The following is a 19,928-nucleotide window of genomic DNA, read 5'->3' on the forward strand; positions in this document are numbered from 1 at the left end:
GACATACCATATTTATCTTTTGTAAAAACACATCTACTGTTTCATTATCTAACACTCTTATTCCACTTCGTTCATCATCTTCATAATTCCCTTCAATGGTTACACCTATATTTCTATACGCATTATCTAATTTATTATAATCTAAAAAACCATAATTCTTTATCTGTTACATACCATCTAAACTGTTTGTTATATAAATTAAATTCCTTTTAAAATGCCTTGTTAAAATAATATAAATTCCATATTCTATGTGCCTCATCAATAATAAATTAATACCAAATATCCTATTTATAATTTATCTAATGATTTTTATAGTTTTCAAGAAAAAAGCACTTCTGGATTTGTTCAGAAGTGCTTTTACTATTACTCTTCTTCAATAACTCCCTTTTTATTTTCAGCCAATTTCTTCAAGTAATCAACGAATTTATTAATTATTTCCACTGCCATCATCCTTTCAATTCAAATGTCCATTTTGTTCAATAAAATAGAGTACCCGCCATTAGGTACTCTTTTGCGAAAGGAGTATGGAGCACCAAGTATCATCTCAATTATGATAACTCGTCCCACACTTCATAATATGCTTGTCTCATCAAGTTGTTTACTAGTCCATTGTGTAATTTCTATATAACAAAGAAAATAAGGTATAATCATTCTCTATCTCCAGCATAGCTTCATACATTGGTTTATCATATCCAACGCCTTTAGCATAAACTAAAGATTTAATAAATGCCTTAATGATCCTCTTACTCTCAGGAGATAAGACTTTTATCACAAAACTTTATGGACGCTTATTTAACTCTATTTCAAGACAATAACAAAAAGCCGCATTCCTTCATAATAGAATGCGGATAATTTTAATTATGTATACTCAATTGTAAAATCCAAAAATTCTGTTTCAAATCCATTATCTTTTGATGGACTACAGGTATAATTTCTTAAACATTCCATAATTCACTTATCTATCATTTCCTATAATCCATTCAAAAAGTATCTGTTAATAGTTACTTCTAGATTAAGATTCTATTTAAAATTCAGTCAAAACTGGAAATTTATATCCTTTAAAATCAATCTTTTTACCACCGCGAATCATCAAATATGTTTCAGATTGAAACTCTTTGCACGCTACCTCTTCAAGCCCTAACTCATCAGGGTAAAAGTAAAATTCAATCTCTGTAAATGGCTCAGATATTTCAGCACATATATCATCTAAAATCGGAAATATTTGTGCGAAAATACCAAATAGTTTCAGTACTTGATTTTTCACTTCAAATACAATAAGCGCATCTAGTTTCTTTGAATAATATAGTTTTTCATTCCATTTCGCATCGTACATATTAAAATAGAAAGAAGACCGATAGTTTAATGTTGAAAATTCCATTGAAAGCTGTTGAGCGTTTTCTATTATTTCCTTTATAAGTTCCATATCTTTTTCATCATAAAAGTTTAATTTTCGAAGTGAAGACGAACGAGGTAGAATATTTTCATACGACAATGTCATCAGATATTCTTGTACGACTCGAAAACCAAATGGTTCGTATAATTCCGGTTTCTCTGTAAATAATATTGCACATTCATACTTTGTATCTATTTCTTGTAATACTTTACATAACAGCTGCTTCATCAAGCCTTTTCTCCGATATTCTGGATGTGTCATGACAGATTGAATACCAGCTGCATAAATCCGCTCTCCATTTACAAACATTGGTAGCGAAAACATAGACACATTTGCTATTACTTGACCTTCTTGTAAATATGAAAAAGGTTTGTATGTAGTGTCCCAAAATCCATTGGCCTCAAAATTTTGTAACGTTTGAACAGGAATACGAAACACTTCTTCAAATAATTGAAATAACGGTTCCTTTTTCGATTCCTCCACAAAAAAGTTTTCAAAAAGAATAAGATTCCCCATATTGTCCTCCATAAGTTCATTCTTATCAATGTAATCGTTTTCTATTGTGTTTAAATCAAGTAAGTCTTCTTACAACTCAACGCATCATCACAAAATATACCAAAATAAGTTAAGATTTTCAAGATAACTCCGAATACTAATCCACCTGTTTTTTTTCCTTTATGATTCAGACAAGTTCTTTTCAGCAAAACTCTAAGGAATTATTTTTTTAGTATTACAACACTTTTATAATTTTTATATTTAACAGCTAACCGATATATGTCAGATAAAGTGAAACTTTAATCAGTGTGGGTTTTCTTCATCCCCCACTGATTACTAGCCCTCACCAATCGGGCTTTTACGGGCAGTTTATCTCCGACTCAATTCCTGTACTTTCGCTGAATTTTGAGGTGGGGGTCTTACTGCTCACGAATAGCGGAATAAAAATTATTTTATCTTACGCTTACATGTATTGTTCAATAATCAACATACTAAGTGAGAGCTAATTTCGTAAAAAGTGAGGGCTATTTAACTATGGAAAATTATACTCCCCCTAAATGTATTATCGTTATTTTTGGTGCGACAGGTGATTTAGCAAAGCGCAAATTATTCCCGTCTCTTTTCAGGCTCTTTCGACAAGGGAAAATCTCCGAAAACTTTGCCGTTATTGGTGTGGCAAGACGACCATTATCTAATGAAAAGTTCCGTGAAAATGTTAAACAATCTATTCACAATTTACAAGAAGAAAACATGACTCATGATACATTCGCTTCCCATTTTTATTATCATCCTTTTGATGTAACGAATTTATCTTCTTATCAGGAGCTAAAAAGTTTATTAATCACTCTAGATGGAAGGTATTTTACCGAAGGGAATCGTATGTTTTATTTAGCAATGGCCCCTGATTTTTTCGGCACAATTGCCACGAATTTAAAATCAGAAGGATTAACTTCAACAGAAGGTTGGATTCGTTTAGTAATTGAAAAACCATTTGGACATGATTATGAATCAGCACAAGCATTAAATGATCAAATTCGCCACGCCTTCACAGAAGATGAAATTTATCGTATTGACCACTATTTAGGTAAAGAAATGGTTCAAAACATTAAAGTCATTCGATTTGCGAATGCAATTTTCGAACCCCTTTGGAATAATCAATATATAGCTAACATCCAAATTACTTCAAGTGAAACTTTAGGAGTAGAAGAGCGAGGCCGCTATTACGAAGATTCAGGTGCACTACGTGATATGGTCCAAAATCATATATTACAAATGGTGGCACTCCTTGCAATGGAACCACCAATAAAGCTAACCGCAAATGAAATCCGAAGTGAAAAAGTCAAAGTACTACGTGCTTTACAGCCACTTTCAGAAGAAACAGTAGAACATAGTTTTGTACGAGGACAGTATGGACCAGGTATGATAGACGAGCAAAAAGTAATTAGCTACCGTGAAGAGAACGCGGTAGATTCAGAATCGAACACAGAAACATTCGTTTCTGGTAAATTAATGATTGAAGATTTTAGGTGGTCAGGAGTTCCTTTCTATATTCGAACTGGGAAACGTATGCAAGAAAAATCAACTGAAATTGTCATACAATTTAAAGACTTACCAATGAATCTATATTTTAATAAAGAAAAAAAAGTTCATCCTAATTTATTGGTCATTCATATTCAACCGGAAGAAGGAATTACCCTCCATTTAAATGCGCAAAAAACCGATAGCGGTACTACTTCGACACCCATCCATTTAAGTTATTGTAATAACTGTATGGACAAAATGAATACACCTGAAGCATATCAAGTTCTTCTATACGATTGTATGCGTGGTGATTCAACTAACTTTACACATTGGGACGAAGTATGTCTTTCTTGGAAATTCGTTGATACAATCTCGAGTGTTTGGCGTAATAAACCGGCTAAACATTTTCCTAACTATGAGTCTGGGTCAATGGGCCCTAAAGAATCTGATGCTTTATTAGAAAGAGATTGCTTCCATTGGTGGCCAACGATAACCTCTCATTTGAAAGGAGAAAGTTACAATGAAAATATATGATATTACAGCACCTATATTTGAAGGGATGACTGTTTACAAAAATAAGCCTGAAAAACAACCACAATTTTCAAGAACAACAAATGCGCATGTCACGGAGTCACGTATTACATTAGACGTCCATACAGGTACGCATATTGATGCACCATTACATATGATTAACGAAGGAGCAACCTTTGAAAGTATTCCATTAGAAAAATTAGTGGGACCTGTTAAAGTTTTTGATTTAACAACTGTTGAAGATGGAATTACAAAAACTGATTTACAACACCTCGATATTCAAGAGAATGACTTTATCTTATTTAAAACTCGTAATTCTTTTGAAGACGAGTTTAATTATGAATTTATTTTTTTAAAAGAAGACGGTGCCCATTATCTAGCGGAGCGAAACATTAGAGGAGTTGGTATTGATGCTCTCGGGGTGGAACGTAGCCAACCAGGACACCCAACTCATAAGGCATTATTCGATGCAAATATTATCGTCATTGAAGGATTACGTTTAAAAAACGTGCCGGCAGATCAGTATTTTATGGTAGCTGCACCATTAAAACTAGTTGGAACTGATGCCTCTCCAGCACGTGTTCTTCTTTTTAAAGATATATAAATAATAAACAACCCCGTTTTTTTAAGAACGAGGTTGTTTTTATGTAGAAAACGTTTTTCAATTACATTAAGATAACGACTCATTTTTTGTCACTTTTTTCTACCGCATGTCCACCAAATTCGTTACGGAGCGCTGCAACAACTTTACCTGTAAATGTATCATTTTCTAATGAACGATACCTCATTAATAAGGACAGGGCAATAACAGGTGTCGCTGTTTGTAAATCAAGAGCCGTTTCAACTGTCCATTTTCCTTCTCCTGAAGAATGCATGATTCCTTTAATGTCATCTAACTTTGCATCCTTTGAAAATGCGCGTTCCGTTAAATCCATGAGCCATGAACGAATAACTGAACCATTATTCCATACTCTTGCTACTTTTTCATAGTTATAATCAAACTCACTTTTCTCTAACACTTCAAATCCCTCACCAACAGCAGCCATCATACCATATTCAATCCCATTATGAACCATTTTTAAAAAATGACCACTTCCTGCTTTTCCTGCATATAAATATCCATTTTCTACAGCCGTATCTCGAAATACAGTCTCAACAGTTTCCCACGCTTCCGGGTCTCCTCCAATCATATAACAAGCACCATTACGAGCACCTTCTGTTCCACCAGACGTTCCTGCATCCATAAAATGTACACCAGCTTTTTTAAACTCATCATAACGACGAATGGATTCCTTATAATAGGAATTACCCGCTTCAATCACAATATCTCCTTGACTTAAAAGCGGTGTAATTTCATTAATAACAGTATCAACAACAGCATGTGGCACCATAATCCACAGAATTCTTGGTTTTTCGAGAGATTGAATAAGTTCAGATAGACTAGATGTACCCATAGCTCCATATTCTTTTATTTCTTTTATAGCATCTGTATTTACATCATACGCCACTACTTCATGATTCTTATCAATTAAATTTTGACCTAAATTTAATCCCATTTTCCCTAGACCGATTAACCCTATTTTCATCTTTAACTCCTCCTAAAAATACCTAAGTGAGATTCGCTAATCCTTTGTTTATCTTTCTTCATTTGAACAATCAATATTTATCCAAATTTTTTCACTACGGATATATTTTGCACGAATCAGCTCTGGTAGATGCATAGGAGTCACTTAATATTTATACTTTAACATTACAGTATAAAAAACATTCCAGTTCCTATCCCGTTATTCACTAATCCCTTCTAATCTCTCCTTCGTACTTCCTTCTTCTCCTTTCAAACGTTTTTCAAATGTTTTTCTCCAACTTGCTGAAAGGGCCTCTACTCCTAAAATCCTTCGTACTCCCTCAAAGTTACGTTTTTCTTTATGCATTATATGGTTTGCAAAAGCGATTGAAATACCTTTACGATCAGACTCAAGTTGCTTAAGAGAATCTGTTGGTGATACCCCCCCCTCTTTTAGAACACGAAAATAAAATCCCGTATACCCTGTGTTTTGGAAGTAAAGTGGTAATTGCGGTATATCATACTTTTTTGCTAATTTAAAACAAGGTTGCCTTGGTTGACTTACTTGTACCACCGCTTCGCCAATTTGAAATATATCACCTATACAAACATCTTCCTCAAGCATGTCTTGCACTGTCATATTCTCTCCAAAAGCACCGTATACAAGCTTTCGATTCAATTCCTTTTCCCAATATGGATAATGGTTATAGGAATAAACACAAACTGCTTTATCTATTCCTCCGTGATGGACTAAATCAGCTTGCCCATCTCCATTAAATTTTAGTGATGATAAAAAAACAGGCTCACTTACCCGTGATTTATTAATACCCGTTTGAATTAATTTCCCACCATATGACACTTCTTTTGGCATACCTACATTAAGAGACCTCAAGTCATACGACCTTGGCATCATTCCCCACTCCTTTTACTATTTTGACAAAGCGCTTCAAAAGCTTGATTTATTATCTCAAACCCCTTATCAATTTCTTCATTCGAAATTACAAGTGGTGGTAAAAATCGAAGAACATTATCATGTATACCCGCCCCAAGGCTTATAAGCCCATTTTTCCAAAACTCCTTAATTAACTGCGCTGTTAATTCTTTTGCGGGTTCTTTCGTTACACGATCGGTCACTAGCTCCATTGCCACCATTGCACCAATTCCACCCGCAAAATCAATAAAGTTATTTCCATCTACATCTGTTATCATTGCTCCTTTTGCCGATTGTACGTACAAAGGTGGTGAATTATATACCCCTATTGGTACAGCTTGTTGATATCGCTTATGAAGTTTTTGAGAATAATTACCTGGTAATGTGTTAGATTTTAATGCTTGTATCATTTCATCACCTCATCTATTTTTTACAATGATTACTTTGCTGTTCTACTAATGTGAGTATAATTTCAAGATGATCATTGTTCAATTCAATTATTTATATGATAATGATAGGTAAAACCTATCATTAGAGGTGATTCCCATCGAGTTAAGACAATTAGAATACTTTGTAGCTGTTTCAAACGAATTACATTTTACAAAAGCAGCTGAAAAATTAAACATTTCACAACCTTCACTGAGTCAACAGATTCGTGCACTTGAACATGAAATTGGTATGCCTCTTTTTGATCGAATTGGCAAAAAAATCTCTTTAACAGAAGCGGGAAGAATTTTGCTTTCACATAGTAAAAAAGTCTTTCACGAAGTAGAACAAGCGCATGCTGCAATTCAAGATTTAAACGGGCTTCAGCAAGGAAAGTTAACCATTGGTGCTCTATTGACGACCGTAAACTACTTATTACCACCAGCCATTTTGAATTTTAATGAGTTATATCCCAATATTGAACTTTCCGTATTAGGTCTTCGTACTGGGGAAATTCGTGAAAAATTGTTACAAAATGAATTAGATATTGGCATTACATTTCTTCCTGTTCAAGACAAAGAAATCATATCTATTCCGCTTTATCAAAATGAACTTACTTTAGTAGTGCCAACTAATCACGAATTAACACAACACACTACTGTAACGATGGGAGTGTTACAGAAATATCCTATTATCCTTCTTCCCAAAAATTTCTTTTTAACACAGCTTATTCGTTCGCATTGTCAAAACTTTAACTTTACACCAAAACCAATTTTAGAAATAAGTACAATGGAATCATTAATTCACATGGTGTCAAAAGGAATGGGAATTACAGTGTTGCCCAAACCATATATAGACTTTCTACAGAGTAACTCTATTCAAGCTATTAAAATCAAAAATCCTACTGCAACAATAGAAATTGGAATTATTTATAGAAAGGATAAATATATGTGTGCCACTACACGAATGTTTATTGAGCAGTTACAAAAGATTGTAGCTTCTTTTCAAAAAATAGAAATTTAAATATAAAAAGAGAGTTATCGTTTATAGATTCATTTCATTTGAAACAGAAAAAATCGTAATAAACGCCATTCTTTCTGTATTGGAGTGAACCCTAAGAATGAATGGATATCTCCCGTACTACAATCTTTCCTTATTCTATTGGGAGAACACATAGGTGAAACAACAAAGGTAAAGTAAACAAAGAAAAAGAGTTGATTGTCTCTGCTGAAGGACACCAACTCTTTTTGGAGTTTCATTCATTTCTCACCTATAACGTATACCTTCTTTTCCCTTCCCATTTTATATACCAATTTGTTTTTTCTTAGTTGTAGCCTTCTCTTGAACAAGAAAATATATGCTCGGAAGGACGAGTAAACTAGCAATTGCACAAATTATTCCTAAGACAAAGAACGGTAAACCTTTACTCAAAGCAAACGATGCAACACTTGAAGCAATCGTCATTCCGATATACATTGCAGAACTATTTAATGCCATAACTGTCCCTCGTATAGCTGGATTTAATTCTGAGATCAAGGCAGTGAGTGAAGCCTGACCAAACCCAATACATATACTCCAGATCATATGTGCGGTAATCGCGTATTTTACATTTCCAATATATACAGAAAATAAAATCACACTTATAGAAGCAAATATACTTGCGATTGAAACCACTACTTTCTTACCTATTTTATCCGCCAATTTCCCACCAGCTACATTACCAATTACACTTCCTAAACCAGCAAAGAAAATAACAATTCCAATCTGTCCAATTGTAAACCCAAAATTTCTTCCATAATACACACCTATGTATGAGAACATACCATGTAGTCCTACAGTCCATAAAAACGTTGCTAATAACGCAAAGAAAACAGAGAAATTTGTAAATACGATTTTACAAGATCTAATCATTGCTCTGGGTGCAGAAATTGATAACTGGTTTTTCGGAATCTCTTTTTGTAACAATCGACTTGTAATTAACGTAACAAGCAAAGCCAGTAATCCAATAATATAAAATGTCCATTGCCAGTTTCCTACCTCAGATAAAAACGCACCGATAGGGACACCTAATACCGTCGATCCAACCATGGCTCCCATAATCATCCCCATCGCTTTTCCTCGTGACTGGTACGGTACTTTATCTCCTACTAATGCAAATACACTTGGCATGATCAGAGCTCCGGATAAACCAGTCAGTCCACGAAACAATAAGAGTATTTCAAAATGATTCGTAAGCCCGGTACAAAATGTAGCGGCTGAAAAAATGATAAGACCTGTGACAATCATTTGCTTTCTCCCCACCTTATCAGACAACGGTCCAAAAAATGGAGCTGTTATCCCATAGCATAGTGCGTATGCTGTAATTAAAAGCCCTCCCTTTTCAGCAGGCATTCCTGTTGTCTGTGAAATCGCAGGCAATAATGGTGAAACAATTAAAGAATCTAAACCGATAAAAAACGCGATAACTGCTAAAATACGTAACTTTGATTTTACTTGCAACTTGTATTCCCCTTTTTTACTTCATATATGAAATAATTATTTAAATTCCTCCTCACACCTCCGATTTTATATACGTTATTTTATTTCATATATGAATCATTTATATAAAGAAAAATGTAACAGAATGTTACACTTTTTCTTATATATCACAATTAAACTATGCGATGCTTCCATTTTAATAATAGTTCTTGTAGCCTCTGTTCTTCTTCATCAGTAAAACAACTACAATTTTCTTCTAAAAAACCTGCATATTTTACATCGACTTTTTCCCTAGCTATTTCTCCCTTTTCAGTTAAATACACAAGTGTTTCACGTTGATCATTTGGATTTTTCTCTGTCGCAACGTAACCATCTCGTTTCATCCTTTGGATCATCGTTGTCATATTACTTGGAACACACCCCATATTTTCAATTAGCTTAGACATAGAAACCTTTCCAGACTTCGCAAGTACTTGTATCACACCAAATTGAACATAACTTATATCGTGCTCTTCTATCGCTTTATCCAAATTTCTTTGCAGTTGATGATAGACATCTCGAATATTTCCATATAATTCTCTTTTTTTCATATCCATTCGAAAAAGCCTTCCTTTTTTATTTCATATATGAATCTTATTCCCATTTATTTCATATGTCAAATAAAGCGAATACGCAGCGGAACTTTTATATTTCGCTGCGTATTTATCCTTATCTATCAAATTTTCAAAACTATTTTTTAATTTGTTCACCACCTGCTATTAACATGCTTCCTGAGAATGTCTCCTTTTGCATGAAGACTTTATTAACCAACTCTTTCTGCTCATTTTGTGACATTACACCCTTACCTTCACCAAGATTACCGCTTTGTAATTTCCAAATCGTATTATGATCCGCATCAACTTTCTCGTATTTCCCTTGTTTCCATCTTTCTAAAATATCTATATATGTATTTTTATGATTCATATCACTACTCTTAACAATCCCCAATAAACTTTCAATTCGTTCTTGCGTTATAAAAATATAACCCCACTTTTGATCCGCTTTTACTTTTTGATGTGCCATTTCATGTAATGCGATTTGTAATTTTTCATCAGTCCACTTAAAGCCTTTATTAAAGTCACTATTTGGCAATGAATAATTACCATTATCTAACAGCTTTGCGTTCTCTGCTTTTACTTTACTATCGGCTAACACTTCCACTGCCGGAGCCGCAGTTGGTGTTTTTTTAGCGGTTGGTTTACTATGATTGAGATAATATAAAATTCCGTAAGTAAGTGCCACACCGATTACTACCATTCCAGCAATTATCCCTAGTATTTTTAATAGTGTTTTCATTGTACATATTTCCTCCCCCCAACATTCCATCACTCATTTTCTTCCTACCTATTTCGTTTTTCAAAAATAACTCGTTATAAATTATTCTTTAAAAATGCTTTTTCTTAAAAATTCTCCATCCATTCTCTCCCCCAAAATAACATTTGATCAAAATCTTTCATAGGTTTCCTTTTATTGTATTTCTATTCAGTTTCATATTGCAAGATTATTCTGTAAAAGGATTATGATTTTCTAAAATTCATATAAGAATTTTTCCATACACCATCTCTGCTCGGCAAAATACGGTTAGCTTTATCCAGACTATACCCTTTGAAATCAGTTGAATTAAGAAAGCATTTTATTTTTAAGTCATTTAAATTTGTGCTAGATTAGTATGTAAAGAAGATGACTGAAATGAGTTTATTACATAAAGGTATAACATTCCTTCATTTTGACGAAACGTATGAATTACAAAATAAACTTCATTCTTATCCACATGAAGATATTGATTTTAGACATCTAGAACACTCAAATTTATATTGTAAAAAATGCCCTGTATCATATCAAAGAACAGTTGCATAATAAAAAAATCAAATATGCTAATCTTAGAAACCTTCTATCAAACATCTAAACGTTATAGTCATACTCATTACTTTTCACATTATGCACGATGTTGTTCTAATCACAATCTAACTATCCCCCATAAATTACCCAATATTATGTTGTTTCAATTTTCTTCCCCACAATTGTCTCCATAATACAATGCAGGCAACAGCAAGCATAATTGTTGTGATTACACTTCCTTCAATCCCAAAAGTTCCTCCATGTAACGATTTCGGGCCGCTTGTTGTTGATTTAAACAGAGGTGTAGAGTATATTGTTGTACCACTTACCGCAAAACCATATATATTATATTGAGCCCAGTTCCATATAGAATGCCAAGCACATATACCCCAAAGACTATTTTCCTTTAATACATAAAACGCTGCGAATACACCAACTAATATGATATTTGATATAGAAAGAACTGTAATGCCTGGATTCAGTAGATGGAGAAATCCAAATAGTAATGAAGTAACAGCAACTCCAATCCATACCCGACTTCTAACTGAAATAACTGGAAATAACCAACCACGTACAACGATTTCTTCTGTGGCACCTTGTACTAAAAATGCTATTAAAGAACCTACCATTCCCAATATGACTGTACTTGAAATCCGTTGTATATGTAAGGTAACAGAACCACTTAAAACTAAAATTAAAACGGGTATTGTTATAAATATAAGCCCAATGAATGCTCCGCGTAAGTATTTTTTTAAAGCTTTATCTTTCCAAAAACCAATTGATGAAAATGGACGTTTTTCCACAAAACGAACCCATAAAAATACAAATAAAATTGCTCCGCCAAATGTTAATAACATCCTTAAGTTATCATAAATCCCTTTCATCAATGTCGTTTCTGTTTTTGGTAAAAACAACATAAATAGCATGAATAACTCACCAAGTGTTAAAAATACAATCGATAATATTACTGCTAAAATTGGATGTACTTTTTTTCGACCTTCCTTTGCTGCTTCAATTGTTTTAAATCGACTATTATTCAAAACTACTCCTCCCTTTCCTTTCATCACTTACAAATACTTCCTATTTTACACTGAATTTATTATTTTTTATACTTTTATATCCTCATTTAAAATTCATATCCATAAATAAAAAAATATAACAAGGGATGCCACTCGTAATCATCTGGAGTATTTTCACATATTTTCGAGCCAGGAATAATACATAAAAGTGAATATCTTTTATCTTGTTAATAAAAAAATTAGCTACATGAAATACGATCAACTCCCTATACCAATAGCATTATTGAAGCGCTCGCCCTTGAAAATATCCCATTTCCTTACAACACTTGCTATTTCTCACCATTTGTTGTAAGATAGGTCTTAAGGCCAAATTTATAAAAGCTTAACTTTACATATTATCAAGCATCTATTAAGAATAATAAGTATTCCTAATGGTTTTTTGATAATATGTGAATTTTTATTTTCGTTGAAATAAGACGGATCATATTGTAATTTATTTTTCTTATTTTTAGGAGGCATTTACCATGACATTAACAGGTAAAGTAAAATGGTTTAACAGCGAAAAAGGTTTCGGTTTCATCGAAGTTGAAGACGGTAGCGATGTATTCGTTCACTTCTCAGCTATCACTGGCGAAGGTTTCAAATCTCTTGACGAAGGTCAAGAAGTTAGCTTCGAAGTTGAAGAAGGCAACCGCGGACCTCAAGCTAAAAACGTTGTAAAGCTATAATTTAAACAATAAAAAGGTTGTTACCATCGCACGGTTAACAACCTTTTTAATATATAATTAAAATTTTTACATAAAAGGAGTGGTCACATGTATCGCAATCGAAAGAACGATGTAGCAGAAGTACCACCAGAACAAACCCCTGTTTGGGAATGTGAATCAGAGGATTGTTTAGGATGGATGAGAAAGAACTTTTCATTTGAAGAAGAGCCAAAATGCCCTTTATGTAAAAGTAGCATGAAAAGCGGAGAACGTTTATTACCTAAATTAGGTTGATTGCTTCATTCCCCTCTTATCTTTTGATAAGAGGGGTTCGTTATTTTTCATTACTATCTAATTATAATAGAAAAACCATGCGTACTATATCTCATGGTTCTTTTCTAAATCTGTTCGTATAATAGAATATATATATACATCTCGTTGTTGATCTCCTTGATGAATATACCCTCTTAATAGTCCTTCTTTCTGAAATCCTATTTTGGACAACATCTTACAAGATGCTACATTTTCAGGATATGTAATTGCACCGATTCTGAATATCCCTAGCTCCTGAAAACTATAAGTAATGATTTTTTGCACAACTTCCGTTGCATAGCCTTTTCTCCAGTAAGAAGGATGTAAATCATAACCAATCTCAGAACGTTTACTCCAAAGTTGTAAATTATTTAATCCAATTGTACCAATTAAAATACCTGTTTCCTTCAATACAATTCCCCATCGAATTGCACGTTTTTCAAAAAAATTTTTTGAAAAAGATTCAATCATACGCGAAGCCTGACCAAATTCTGTAAAGGAATTCATTCCATAATAACGCGTTACTTCTTCAAGCGAAAAGATTTCATATATTTTTTGACAATAAGATTGATCAATTTCAACTAAACGTAACCGTTCTGTTTCTAAAACAGGAAATGCCATTGAAATCCTCCTTTTCTTTTTACTGATTTATTATATCAGAAAAAGCTTCTCCAATCGGAAGTTTCATCATAAATAAAAGCCTGTTTTCTAAATAGATGAAACAGGCTTCCCCCATGGTTTTCTTAATTTATTCGGTTTATACACAATATTTAATTCGTTTTAAATCTAACAGAATTAATACTCTAAATTATTATCTTTCAGGTATTTTAACATATGTGAATTTTCTTTACAAACAAAAAATACTATATAAATATTTTATATCCTTTTCCCCTTTTTGATGATTTTTCCAGCTCCATGCTATAATCAATATAAGTGGGCATAGCCAAATAAATCGTGACTTCCATTAGTAAAATTTATTCAACCTTCACGAATCAGGATTTGACGATTAGAAAAAAATTACGTCATATAAATAAGTATTTTCATTAATACATACGCCAAAATACCAAATTTCTATGCCGGACTCTTCCCATTTTTCAGTGCCATCATTTGTATTATTTATTCTATTTACCGTACTACTTTTTGTTATGAAAGCTACTCGTGAAACAAATTTTCAAATTCTCATTGTACTTTTACTTAGTAGTATCCTTACTACAGTAGCGGTTCTCGCTTTAATGATTACAAAATTAAAGTTTCGTCTTCAATTACCAAAGTACATTTACTTTTTTTCATTCACACAAGGAATGACTGTTAGTTTCTACTTACTTTAAGGAACCTTTTTTGCGTTATCTCAAAACAGTAGTACTTTCATGATTTACGGTATTTATCTACCGTATGGAATAGGTGTCATTTTATCCTTATTTATAGGGAACAGCATGATTAATCGTTTCAGTCGTTATCACCCATTAACTGTAATCAATATGGGCTCTGTTTTAGGGCTATTATTTACTACAACACCATGGACAATTACGATTAGTGGCTTGTTAGTAGGCTTTTTCTCATCAATTCAAGCTAGAAAATTAAATCGCCTTGCTTATGATGCCACTGAATCATTTAAAGATTCTAGCCTCCTATTACGTAATCGTTGTTCTAAACTAGGCAGTATTATCAGCCAAATTTGTTTAGTTCTATTCATTTTATTAAGTAGTTTTATCAATCACATACCAATGAATCAAGTATTCCTAACACTTACCTGAAAAGAAATTCAAAACCAAAATCTGATGTTTACTGATTTAATAGTAACTGCAATCATTATGATTACCATAATCGGATTCCTACTATTATTTGGAACACGGAAAATGGAATTAACAAATAAAAATAAAAACTAATGTTTCTTCATTTAAAGAGGTGATTAATATAACAAGCATCTCTTTAAAAATGAACTATATACATTTGTTTCTCGAAAGCTTCCCTATATCCAATATTAATTGGATATTTATGTTAAAATATTAGTGAACAATACATCACGTTATTATTCGGAGATAAGAGTTGTATTAACGGAGGTGATTGAAAATCATGTATATTTTTATAGGCATTGTCCTCTTATTCATTTCACTTGTTTTTTTATTCGCACAGCGATTCGCACCAAACTCGGCGATGATGACAAGTTTCAAAGGAAACAGCTTGAAAAAATTTATAATTGGGCTTGTAATCGCCTCGGTATTATCACTTACATATGGATTTTATCACGCAGCCACTTATCAACCTTCCTTGCTAGACATTAAAATAAACAATACACAATATATCGTTTCAGGTGATATTGGTGAATTTGGTTATTTCTCAGAACAAATAATCAAAAAAGAAAAAGAAACCGAATATTTCCCTAATAAAAAATACATCCACAAAAGAAATAAAAGAAAAATATAACATAAAAGAGATTTATCAACTCTCCCCTTATTCATTTAAAGAAGCTGGTAACGTCACATTAACAATTACAGAAAATAAAACGAAACGTGCAGAAACTCTAATCAAAATTAAAAAGTAAACGATAGATACAATTTTTAGTAAAAAACAGACGAAATCCCACTCTTATACTAGAGAGGGATTTCGTCAAAAATATAAAGACTACATTATTCAAAGTGATTATTCAATGTTTTTATAATCTTCTCTGCCGTTTTCTTTCCATTTCCTATACAAGCTCCAATACCTACACCATAATATGAAGCCCCAGCTAGATACATATTTGGAAAAACAGCTAATAATTTCTCATTTAAAGATTGAACTGCATGGTTATGTTCTAAATGATAATTTGGCATTAAATCTTTCCAGTCCGTAACTTCAACAATTTGCGGTTCTCCCTGAATTCTAAGGCTTTTCTCAATATCAGATAAGGCAACTTGAATCAATTCTTCCTTACTTTTATGTTTCATTTTTTCATAAGCAGGATTCGAACTTTTATAAAACAATCTCACCAATAAATTTTGTTTATCTGATGTATGCTTCCATTTCCTGCTTGTCCACGTGCATGCATCACAAAGTAAATCACTATTTTCTGAAACAATGAAACCAGTTCCATCTACCGGTAATTGTTCATCAGCTATTTCAAACCCTAAATAAATGCTAATTAGCGAAGAATTTTTTAGTTTATTGAAATCATCATCTAATTCATTAGAACTTAATAATGTTTGTGCAACATCATGTGGAGTAGCTATAACAACGTAATCAGCTTTTATTGTCTCTTGATTTGAAAAAGAAACTTCATATTCATCATCAACTCTATTTACCTTCGTCGTTGTTACTCCTTTTCGTATATCTGTCTCAGCTAATTCCTCTTCTAAACGATTAATAATCGTAGAAAGTCCATTTTTAAATGATAAAAACTTCTTATTCCCAGCAGCCTGAAATTGTTTTTTATTTACTTCAAAACCTTTTATAATACTGCCATATGTATTTTTGTAATCAAGTAAATATGGTAGTGTAGAAGCCATTGTAAGCTCATTCAATTTACCAGAATACACTCCTGAAAGAACGGGGGAAATCTGTTTTTCAACCAACTCTTTTCCTAAAAAACTTTCTAAAAATACAGCGAGTGATGTATCTTTCGTAAAATCTTTATTCTTTGTAATAAAGTCTTTCAGTGCAATGATTTTCCCTTTCGTTGAAACTAACGTACTACTAAATAACGACTCTACACTCATCGGTATACCAAATACTGTTTCAGCAGGAATCGGATGTAACGTATCATTTGAGTAAATATAAGAAATACCTGTTTCGTTATATACCATTTCATCTTCTAAATTCAGTTCTTTTACAAATGGCATAACATTTTCATTTCGTGCAACGATTGAATCGGCTCCTGTTTCCAGGATGAAATCTTTTTCTTTCACACTGTGAATTTTCCCGCCCAAATATTCATTCTGTTCTACAAGGATTAATTCCAAATCTATATCGTAATCCTTTTTTAATCTTTCTAAATAATACATAGTAGAAAGTCCTGTAATACCTCCACCTATGACAACAACTGTTTTCATACCTGCTACGCTCCTAACCGATACTATAAATAAATTCCTTTATTATTATACCCAAAAATCAGCTTTTTCGACTAGCAACTTTCAAAGTTCTTGAAAAGGTATACAATGTATGTGAATACATTTCAGATTGATCATTATGCACTAAATGATTAAGCAAAAGGAAACATAGCAATATGAATCTCAGAATTTAGTTGTTTAAAAGATATAGCAGCTGAAGACTCATCCTCCGAACTCCCTCCAGCAATACATAATGCAGGCACTTAAAGATTAAAAACATCACTAGTTCCACAAAAAGGATAACGATTCGTTTCATTTCATAATTGAATGAAAGTTCTCCAAGCACTATTCTCATGAATTCCATTCATATACGAAACTACTTCTTCATTTTCAAACATTTTTTATGATGCACAGATTCTTGTTGTAAGGTTTCTTCTCAATTCTATGGTTGAACTGGAAAAACATCAACAAAAGTTAATGATTTCATTTTACTTGGTGGTCTTTTCATAAACAAAAATATCGCTAATCTATTTACTTTCTTTCATTAAAATATTTAAATAAAACATACTTCATATTACAGTAGTGTTTATAACATGATGAGATTCTAAAATGAGGTTCGTAACGCTTAATGATGTTAGAAGATATATTTAAATAAGGAAATAATTATACTTTTTAATATTTACAGCTAATAAACTAACAATTAAAATAACCAACTATCACTTAATCATTATTTCTGTATAAAGTGACCGCTCTTTATTTTAATAACATAAAATAATTTATTAACTTGTCTAATTCCTGGCTCATTTCAAGAACTTTTTGGTGTTGAAATCCATAATTTGAAACAAGTGCAAAAAGTTCTTCTTTTTTCACTTCAATGATATGTTCTAATTTTCTCAGCTCCATGTTTTATTTACTCGCTCCAATTTAAAAATATATGTACTCTAGTATAGACTACTTACATAATAAGTAAAAGTGTTATGTTTATGTAAATCTTACATCTTTAAGAAAAAGCTACTCCCCATTACAAGAAAAAGAATGCTTTACAAAAAAAGCATTCTTTTTCTTGTAATTTTTAATTATGTACAATTAAACCATTGGGCCGAAGACGACTCATCATAATTTCATCAATGAACTTACCATGAGCTTTTAGATTCCCCTTTTTTATACCTTCTTCCCTAAATCCAAATTTTTCATATAGTACTTTTGCACCAGGATTTATTTCCAAAACACCAAGTTCTACTCTCTCTAGCATTAACCAATTATCTGTAAGATCCAGCATTTTCGTCATCAAAGCTTTCCCAATGCCTTTATTATGATATTCACTATCTACACCGATAAATAAATCTCCCGAATGTGACCTTCGTCCTTGCCCTTGCGTTAAACCAATAAACCCAACGACTTTTCCATCATACTCAGCAACAAATTCAAATTGATTCGGCGCTAGATTTCGAATCCTATTTTCCATCGCATCCACTCGCATACTAGGCAAGAAAACCATATATGGTAAAACATCATTTTGTATGCATATACGATGAATTGCTCTAGCATCTTGTATCTCCACTGCACGAATCGTAACTTCCATTACATTACCTCCTTTTCAACTAATACAATATAGATTCTTTATACTACGCAAAACTCCTACTTGCATTTATCTTTAAATCTCCTAATTCATCTGTTTGCATAACAATATTTTTAAAACTTTTATATAGAAAATATAAAGTTTCCTTTTCTTATTTCCTGAATTATCATATAATAACGGAATGATTTTTTATTTTTCTAAAAACTATAGTTTGGAGGTTTTCATATGACTACACTCGGTATTATCCGCCATGGCAGCACACATTGGAATAAAGAAGGTAGAGCACAAGGAAATTCAAATATTCCACTTGATCAAGCTGGATTATCTGAAGCTTATAAACTTGCAGAACGTTTAGCTACAGAAAATTGGGATTTAATCTATTCTAGCGATTTATTAAGAGCGAAACAAACTGCTGAGGCAATAGAAAAAAACATTGAAAATATAGAAATCTATTTAGACCCTAGACTTCGCGAAGTAAGCGGTGGACAAATTGAAGGAACAACCGAAGATGAACGAATTTCGAAGTGGGGAGATAATTGGAGAGCACTTGATTTAGGAATAGAAAGTAGTGACAGTGTTAAAGCAAGAGCTATACCTTTTATTGAAGAAATTACATATAAATACCCTAACAAAAACATCTTAATCGTTAGTCATGGCTCATTCATTAAGCACCTTCTCAAAGAACTAGTACCTCATTTGAGCATGATAGAATCTCCTAAAAATACATCAATAACTAAAATTATAAAAATAGAGCACGGATGGGATTCAGAATTATATAATTGCACGGTACATTTAGATTAGATGTTTGTGCGGAATAATTGAAGAAGGATGCTTTCTGACTGAAAGCAAACATTCCTAAAAATAATGTACTGCTCCCATAACTAATAACTGAATATGGAACTAGAGAGAGCTTTTTACGAACATGCTGACCGAAAAAGAAATAAGCCGTTATGATACCAGCTGCAATAAAGGCTAATATATCGCCAAACAACGCCTGACCACTAATTTGAAAATCTTGCCATCCATTATCTTATATTTTTATTTTCATATCCTGATAAATTCCACTTCG

Annotated in this window: 18 protein-coding genes and 5 pseudogenes; 9 read left to right on the top strand and 14 right to left on the bottom strand. The window is 32.6% G+C overall.

What is annotated here, in order from left to right; translation table 11 throughout:
- Positions 1–10 precede the first annotated feature (10 nt).
- A pseudogene (locus MHH45_RS28005) lies at positions 11–197 on the bottom strand (hypothetical protein); the annotation flags it as partial.
- 827 nt (positions 198–1,024) lie between these two features.
- Positions 1,025–1,909 carry a GNAT family N-acetyltransferase gene (locus MHH45_RS04240; RefSeq protein ID WP_016114855.1) on the bottom strand — a complete coding sequence of 295 codons (885 nt, stop codon included), beginning with the start codon at positions 1,907–1,909 and terminating at the stop codon, positions 1,025–1,027.
- 513 nt (positions 1,910–2,422) lie between these two features.
- Between MHH45_RS04240 and zwf the strand changes: the two genes are divergently transcribed.
- Entirely contained in the window at positions 2,423–3,943 is a 1,521-nt protein-coding gene (zwf, locus tag MHH45_RS04245) for a glucose-6-phosphate dehydrogenase (protein ID WP_016114854.1), read from the top strand.
- Positions 3,930–4,544, top strand: a complete 615-nt coding sequence (locus tag MHH45_RS04250; RefSeq protein ID WP_016114853.1) for a cyclase family protein — start codon at positions 3,930–3,932, stop codon at positions 4,542–4,544. The genes zwf and MHH45_RS04250 overlap by 14 nt, the downstream gene beginning before the upstream one ends.
- A 79-nt stretch (positions 4,545–4,623) precedes the next feature.
- Here MHH45_RS04250 and gnd read toward each other — a convergent pair whose 3' ends face one another.
- From gnd to MHH45_RS04265, 3 genes and pseudogenes are all read right to left on the bottom strand, one after another.
- Positions 4,624–5,526: a phosphogluconate dehydrogenase (NAD(+)-dependent, decarboxylating) gene (gnd, locus tag MHH45_RS04255; protein WP_016114852.1), complete on the bottom strand. Its 903-nt coding sequence runs from the start codon at positions 5,524–5,526 to the stop codon at positions 4,624–4,626.
- A 198-nt stretch (positions 5,527–5,724) separates the two neighbouring features.
- Positions 5,725–6,414: an MOSC domain-containing protein gene (locus MHH45_RS04260; protein WP_016114851.1), complete on the bottom strand. Its 690-nt coding sequence runs from the start codon at positions 6,412–6,414 to the stop codon at positions 5,725–5,727.
- Positions 6,414–6,668: pseudogene (locus MHH45_RS04265) on the bottom strand (aminotransferase class III-fold pyridoxal phosphate-dependent enzyme); the annotation flags it as partial. The gene MHH45_RS04260 and the pseudogene MHH45_RS04265, both read right to left, overlap by 1 nt.
- Before the next feature lie 304 nt (positions 6,669–6,972).
- Between MHH45_RS04265 and MHH45_RS04270 the strand changes: the two are divergent.
- Positions 6,973–7,884 carry a LysR family transcriptional regulator gene (locus MHH45_RS04270; protein WP_016114849.1) on the top strand — a complete coding sequence of 304 codons (912 nt, stop codon included), beginning with the start codon at positions 6,973–6,975 and terminating at the stop codon, positions 7,882–7,884.
- Positions 7,885–8,163: 279 nt separating this feature from the next.
- Here MHH45_RS04270 and MHH45_RS04275 read toward each other — a convergent pair whose 3' ends face one another.
- From MHH45_RS04275 to MHH45_RS04285, 3 genes are all read right to left on the bottom strand, one after another.
- Positions 8,164–9,360 (bottom strand): MFS transporter, encoded by a 1,197-nt coding sequence (locus MHH45_RS04275; RefSeq protein WP_016114848.1) that lies wholly within the window; start codon positions 9,358–9,360, stop codon positions 8,164–8,166.
- Positions 9,361–9,512: 152 nt separating this feature from the next.
- The gene (locus MHH45_RS04280; RefSeq protein ID WP_016114847.1) at positions 9,513–9,935 is read right to left on the bottom strand and encodes a MarR family winged helix-turn-helix transcriptional regulator; all 423 of its coding nucleotides are present in this window, start codon (positions 9,933–9,935) and stop codon (positions 9,513–9,515) included.
- Positions 9,936–10,068: 133 nt separating this feature from the next.
- A complete protein-coding gene (locus MHH45_RS04285) occupies positions 10,069–10,674 on the bottom strand; it encodes a PRK06770 family protein (RefSeq protein ID WP_016114846.1) in 606 nt (201 codons plus the stop codon).
- Positions 10,675–11,067: 393 nt separating this feature from the next.
- On the opposite strand from MHH45_RS04285, the pseudogene MHH45_RS04290 reads away from it, so the two are divergent.
- A pseudogene (locus tag MHH45_RS04290) lies at positions 11,068–11,248 on the top strand (arginase family protein); the annotation flags it as partial.
- 112 nt (positions 11,249–11,360) lie between these two features.
- Here MHH45_RS04290 and MHH45_RS04295 read toward each other — a convergent pair.
- Positions 11,361–12,281 carry a CPBP family intramembrane glutamic endopeptidase gene (locus MHH45_RS04295; protein ID WP_416076131.1) on the bottom strand — a complete coding sequence of 307 codons (921 nt, stop codon included), beginning with the start codon at positions 12,279–12,281 and terminating at the stop codon, positions 11,361–11,363.
- A 479-nt stretch (positions 12,282–12,760) separates the two neighbouring features.
- Here MHH45_RS04295 and cspD point away from each other — a divergent pair, with 479 nt between their 5' ends.
- Both cspD and MHH45_RS04305 read left to right on the top strand, forming a co-directional pair.
- Positions 12,761–12,964, top strand: coding sequence for a cold-shock protein CspD (gene cspD, locus MHH45_RS04300; protein ID WP_003203959.1), 204 nt, complete (start codon positions 12,761–12,763; stop codon positions 12,962–12,964).
- 87 nt (positions 12,965–13,051) lie between these two features.
- On the top strand, positions 13,052–13,237 hold the full coding sequence (locus MHH45_RS04305; RefSeq protein ID WP_000286203.1) for a cold-shock protein: 186 nt from the start codon (positions 13,052–13,054) through the stop codon (positions 13,235–13,237).
- Between the two features lie 84 nt (positions 13,238–13,321).
- Here MHH45_RS04305 and MHH45_RS04310 read toward each other — a convergent pair whose 3' ends face one another.
- Positions 13,322–13,876: a GNAT family N-acetyltransferase gene (locus tag MHH45_RS04310; RefSeq protein ID WP_016132811.1), complete on the bottom strand. Its 555-nt coding sequence runs from the start codon at positions 13,874–13,876 to the stop codon at positions 13,322–13,324.
- Between the two features lie 812 nt (positions 13,877–14,688).
- On the opposite strand from MHH45_RS04310, the gene MHH45_RS04315 reads away from it, so the two are divergent.
- Complete coding sequence (locus tag MHH45_RS04315; RefSeq protein ID WP_340861985.1) at positions 14,689–15,009, top strand: hypothetical protein; 321 nt, start codon at positions 14,689–14,691, stop codon at positions 15,007–15,009.
- A 319-nt stretch (positions 15,010–15,328) separates the two neighbouring features.
- Positions 15,329–15,797: pseudogene (locus tag MHH45_RS04320) on the top strand (hypothetical protein).
- Between the two features lie 85 nt (positions 15,798–15,882).
- On the opposite strand, the gene MHH45_RS04325 reads toward MHH45_RS04320, so the two are convergent.
- The 3 genes from MHH45_RS04325 to MHH45_RS04335 all read right to left on the bottom strand — a co-directional run bounded on the left by MHH45_RS04325 (position 15,883) and on the right by MHH45_RS04335 (position 18,862).
- Positions 15,883–17,283, bottom strand: a complete 1,401-nt coding sequence (locus tag MHH45_RS04325) for a protoporphyrinogen oxidase (protein ID WP_088094344.1) — start codon at positions 17,281–17,283, stop codon at positions 15,883–15,885.
- 750 nt (positions 17,284–18,033) lie between these two features.
- Positions 18,034–18,183: an aspartyl-phosphate phosphatase Spo0E family protein gene (locus tag MHH45_RS04330; protein WP_003203953.1), complete on the bottom strand. Its 150-nt coding sequence runs from the start codon at positions 18,181–18,183 to the stop codon at positions 18,034–18,036.
- A gap of 169 nt (positions 18,184–18,352) precedes the next feature.
- Positions 18,353–18,862, bottom strand: a complete 510-nt coding sequence (locus MHH45_RS04335; protein WP_016114842.1) for a GNAT family N-acetyltransferase — start codon at positions 18,860–18,862, stop codon at positions 18,353–18,355.
- Between the two features lie 222 nt (positions 18,863–19,084).
- On the opposite strand from MHH45_RS04335, the gene MHH45_RS04340 reads away from it, so the two are divergent.
- Positions 19,085–19,660 carry a histidine phosphatase family protein gene (locus tag MHH45_RS04340; protein ID WP_016114841.1) on the top strand — a complete coding sequence of 192 codons (576 nt, stop codon included), beginning with the start codon at positions 19,085–19,087 and terminating at the stop codon, positions 19,658–19,660.
- 1 nt (position 19,661) lies between these two features.
- On the opposite strand, the pseudogene MHH45_RS04345 reads toward MHH45_RS04340, so the two are convergent.
- Positions 19,662–19,883: pseudogene (locus MHH45_RS04345) on the bottom strand (EamA family transporter); the annotation flags it as partial.
- Positions 19,884–19,928: the final 45 nt, after the last annotated feature.

The organism is Bacillus sp. FSL K6-0042 (assembly GCF_038006685.1).
Classification (GTDB): Bacteria; Bacillota; Bacilli; order Bacillales; family Bacillaceae_G; genus Bacillus_A; species Bacillus_A pseudomycoides.

What these genes read in the sequence shown, in the direction of transcription:
- MHH45_RS04240 (WP_016114855.1), bottom strand. Translation starts at nt 1,909, where the DNA reads ATGGGGAATCTTATTCTTTTTGAAAACTTTTTTGTGGAGGAATCGAAA.
- zwf (WP_016114854.1), top strand. Translation starts at nt 2,423, where the DNA reads ATGGAAAATTATACTCCCCCTAAATGTATTATCGTTATTTTTGGTGCG.
- MHH45_RS04250 (WP_016114853.1), top strand. Translation starts at nt 3,930, where the DNA reads ATGAAAATATATGATATTACAGCACCTATATTTGAAGGGATGACTGTT.
- gnd (WP_016114852.1), bottom strand. Translation starts at nt 5,526, where the DNA reads ATGAAAATAGGGTTAATCGGTCTAGGGAAAATGGGATTAAATTTAGGT.
- MHH45_RS04260 (WP_016114851.1), bottom strand. Translation starts at nt 6,414, where the DNA reads ATGCCAAGGTCGTATGACTTGAGGTCTCTTAATGTAGGTATGCCAAAA.
- MHH45_RS04280 (WP_016114847.1), bottom strand. Translation starts at nt 9,935, where the DNA reads ATGGATATGAAAAAAAGAGAATTATATGGAAATATTCGAGATGTCTAT.
- MHH45_RS04285 (WP_016114846.1), bottom strand. Translation starts at nt 10,674, where the DNA reads ATGAAAACACTATTAAAAATACTAGGGATAATTGCTGGAATGGTAGTA.
- MHH45_RS04295 (WP_416076131.1), bottom strand. Translation starts at nt 12,281, where the DNA reads ATGAAAGGAAAGGGAGGAGTAGTTTTGAATAATAGTCGATTTAAAACA.
- cspD (WP_003203959.1), top strand. Translation starts at nt 12,761, where the DNA reads ATGACATTAACAGGTAAAGTAAAATGGTTTAACAGCGAAAAAGGTTTC.
- MHH45_RS04305 (WP_000286203.1), top strand. Translation starts at nt 13,052, where the DNA reads ATGTATCGCAATCGAAAGAACGATGTAGCAGAAGTACCACCAGAACAA.
- MHH45_RS04310 (WP_016132811.1), bottom strand. Translation starts at nt 13,876, where the DNA reads ATGGCATTTCCTGTTTTAGAAACAGAACGGTTACGTTTAGTTGAAATT.
- MHH45_RS04315 (WP_340861985.1), top strand. Translation starts at nt 14,689, where the DNA reads ATGATTAATCGTTTCAGTCGTTATCACCCATTAACTGTAATCAATATG.
- MHH45_RS04325 (WP_088094344.1), bottom strand. Translation starts at nt 17,283, where the DNA reads ATGAAAACAGTTGTTGTCATAGGTGGAGGTATTACAGGACTTTCTACT.
- MHH45_RS04330 (WP_003203953.1), bottom strand. Translation starts at nt 18,183, where the DNA reads ATGGAGCTGAGAAAATTAGAACATATCATTGAAGTGAAAAAAGAAGAA.
- MHH45_RS04335 (WP_016114842.1), bottom strand. Translation starts at nt 18,862, where the DNA reads ATGGAAGTTACGATTCGTGCAGTGGAGATACAAGATGCTAGAGCAATT.
- MHH45_RS04340 (WP_016114841.1), top strand. Translation starts at nt 19,085, where the DNA reads ATGACTACACTCGGTATTATCCGCCATGGCAGCACACATTGGAATAAA.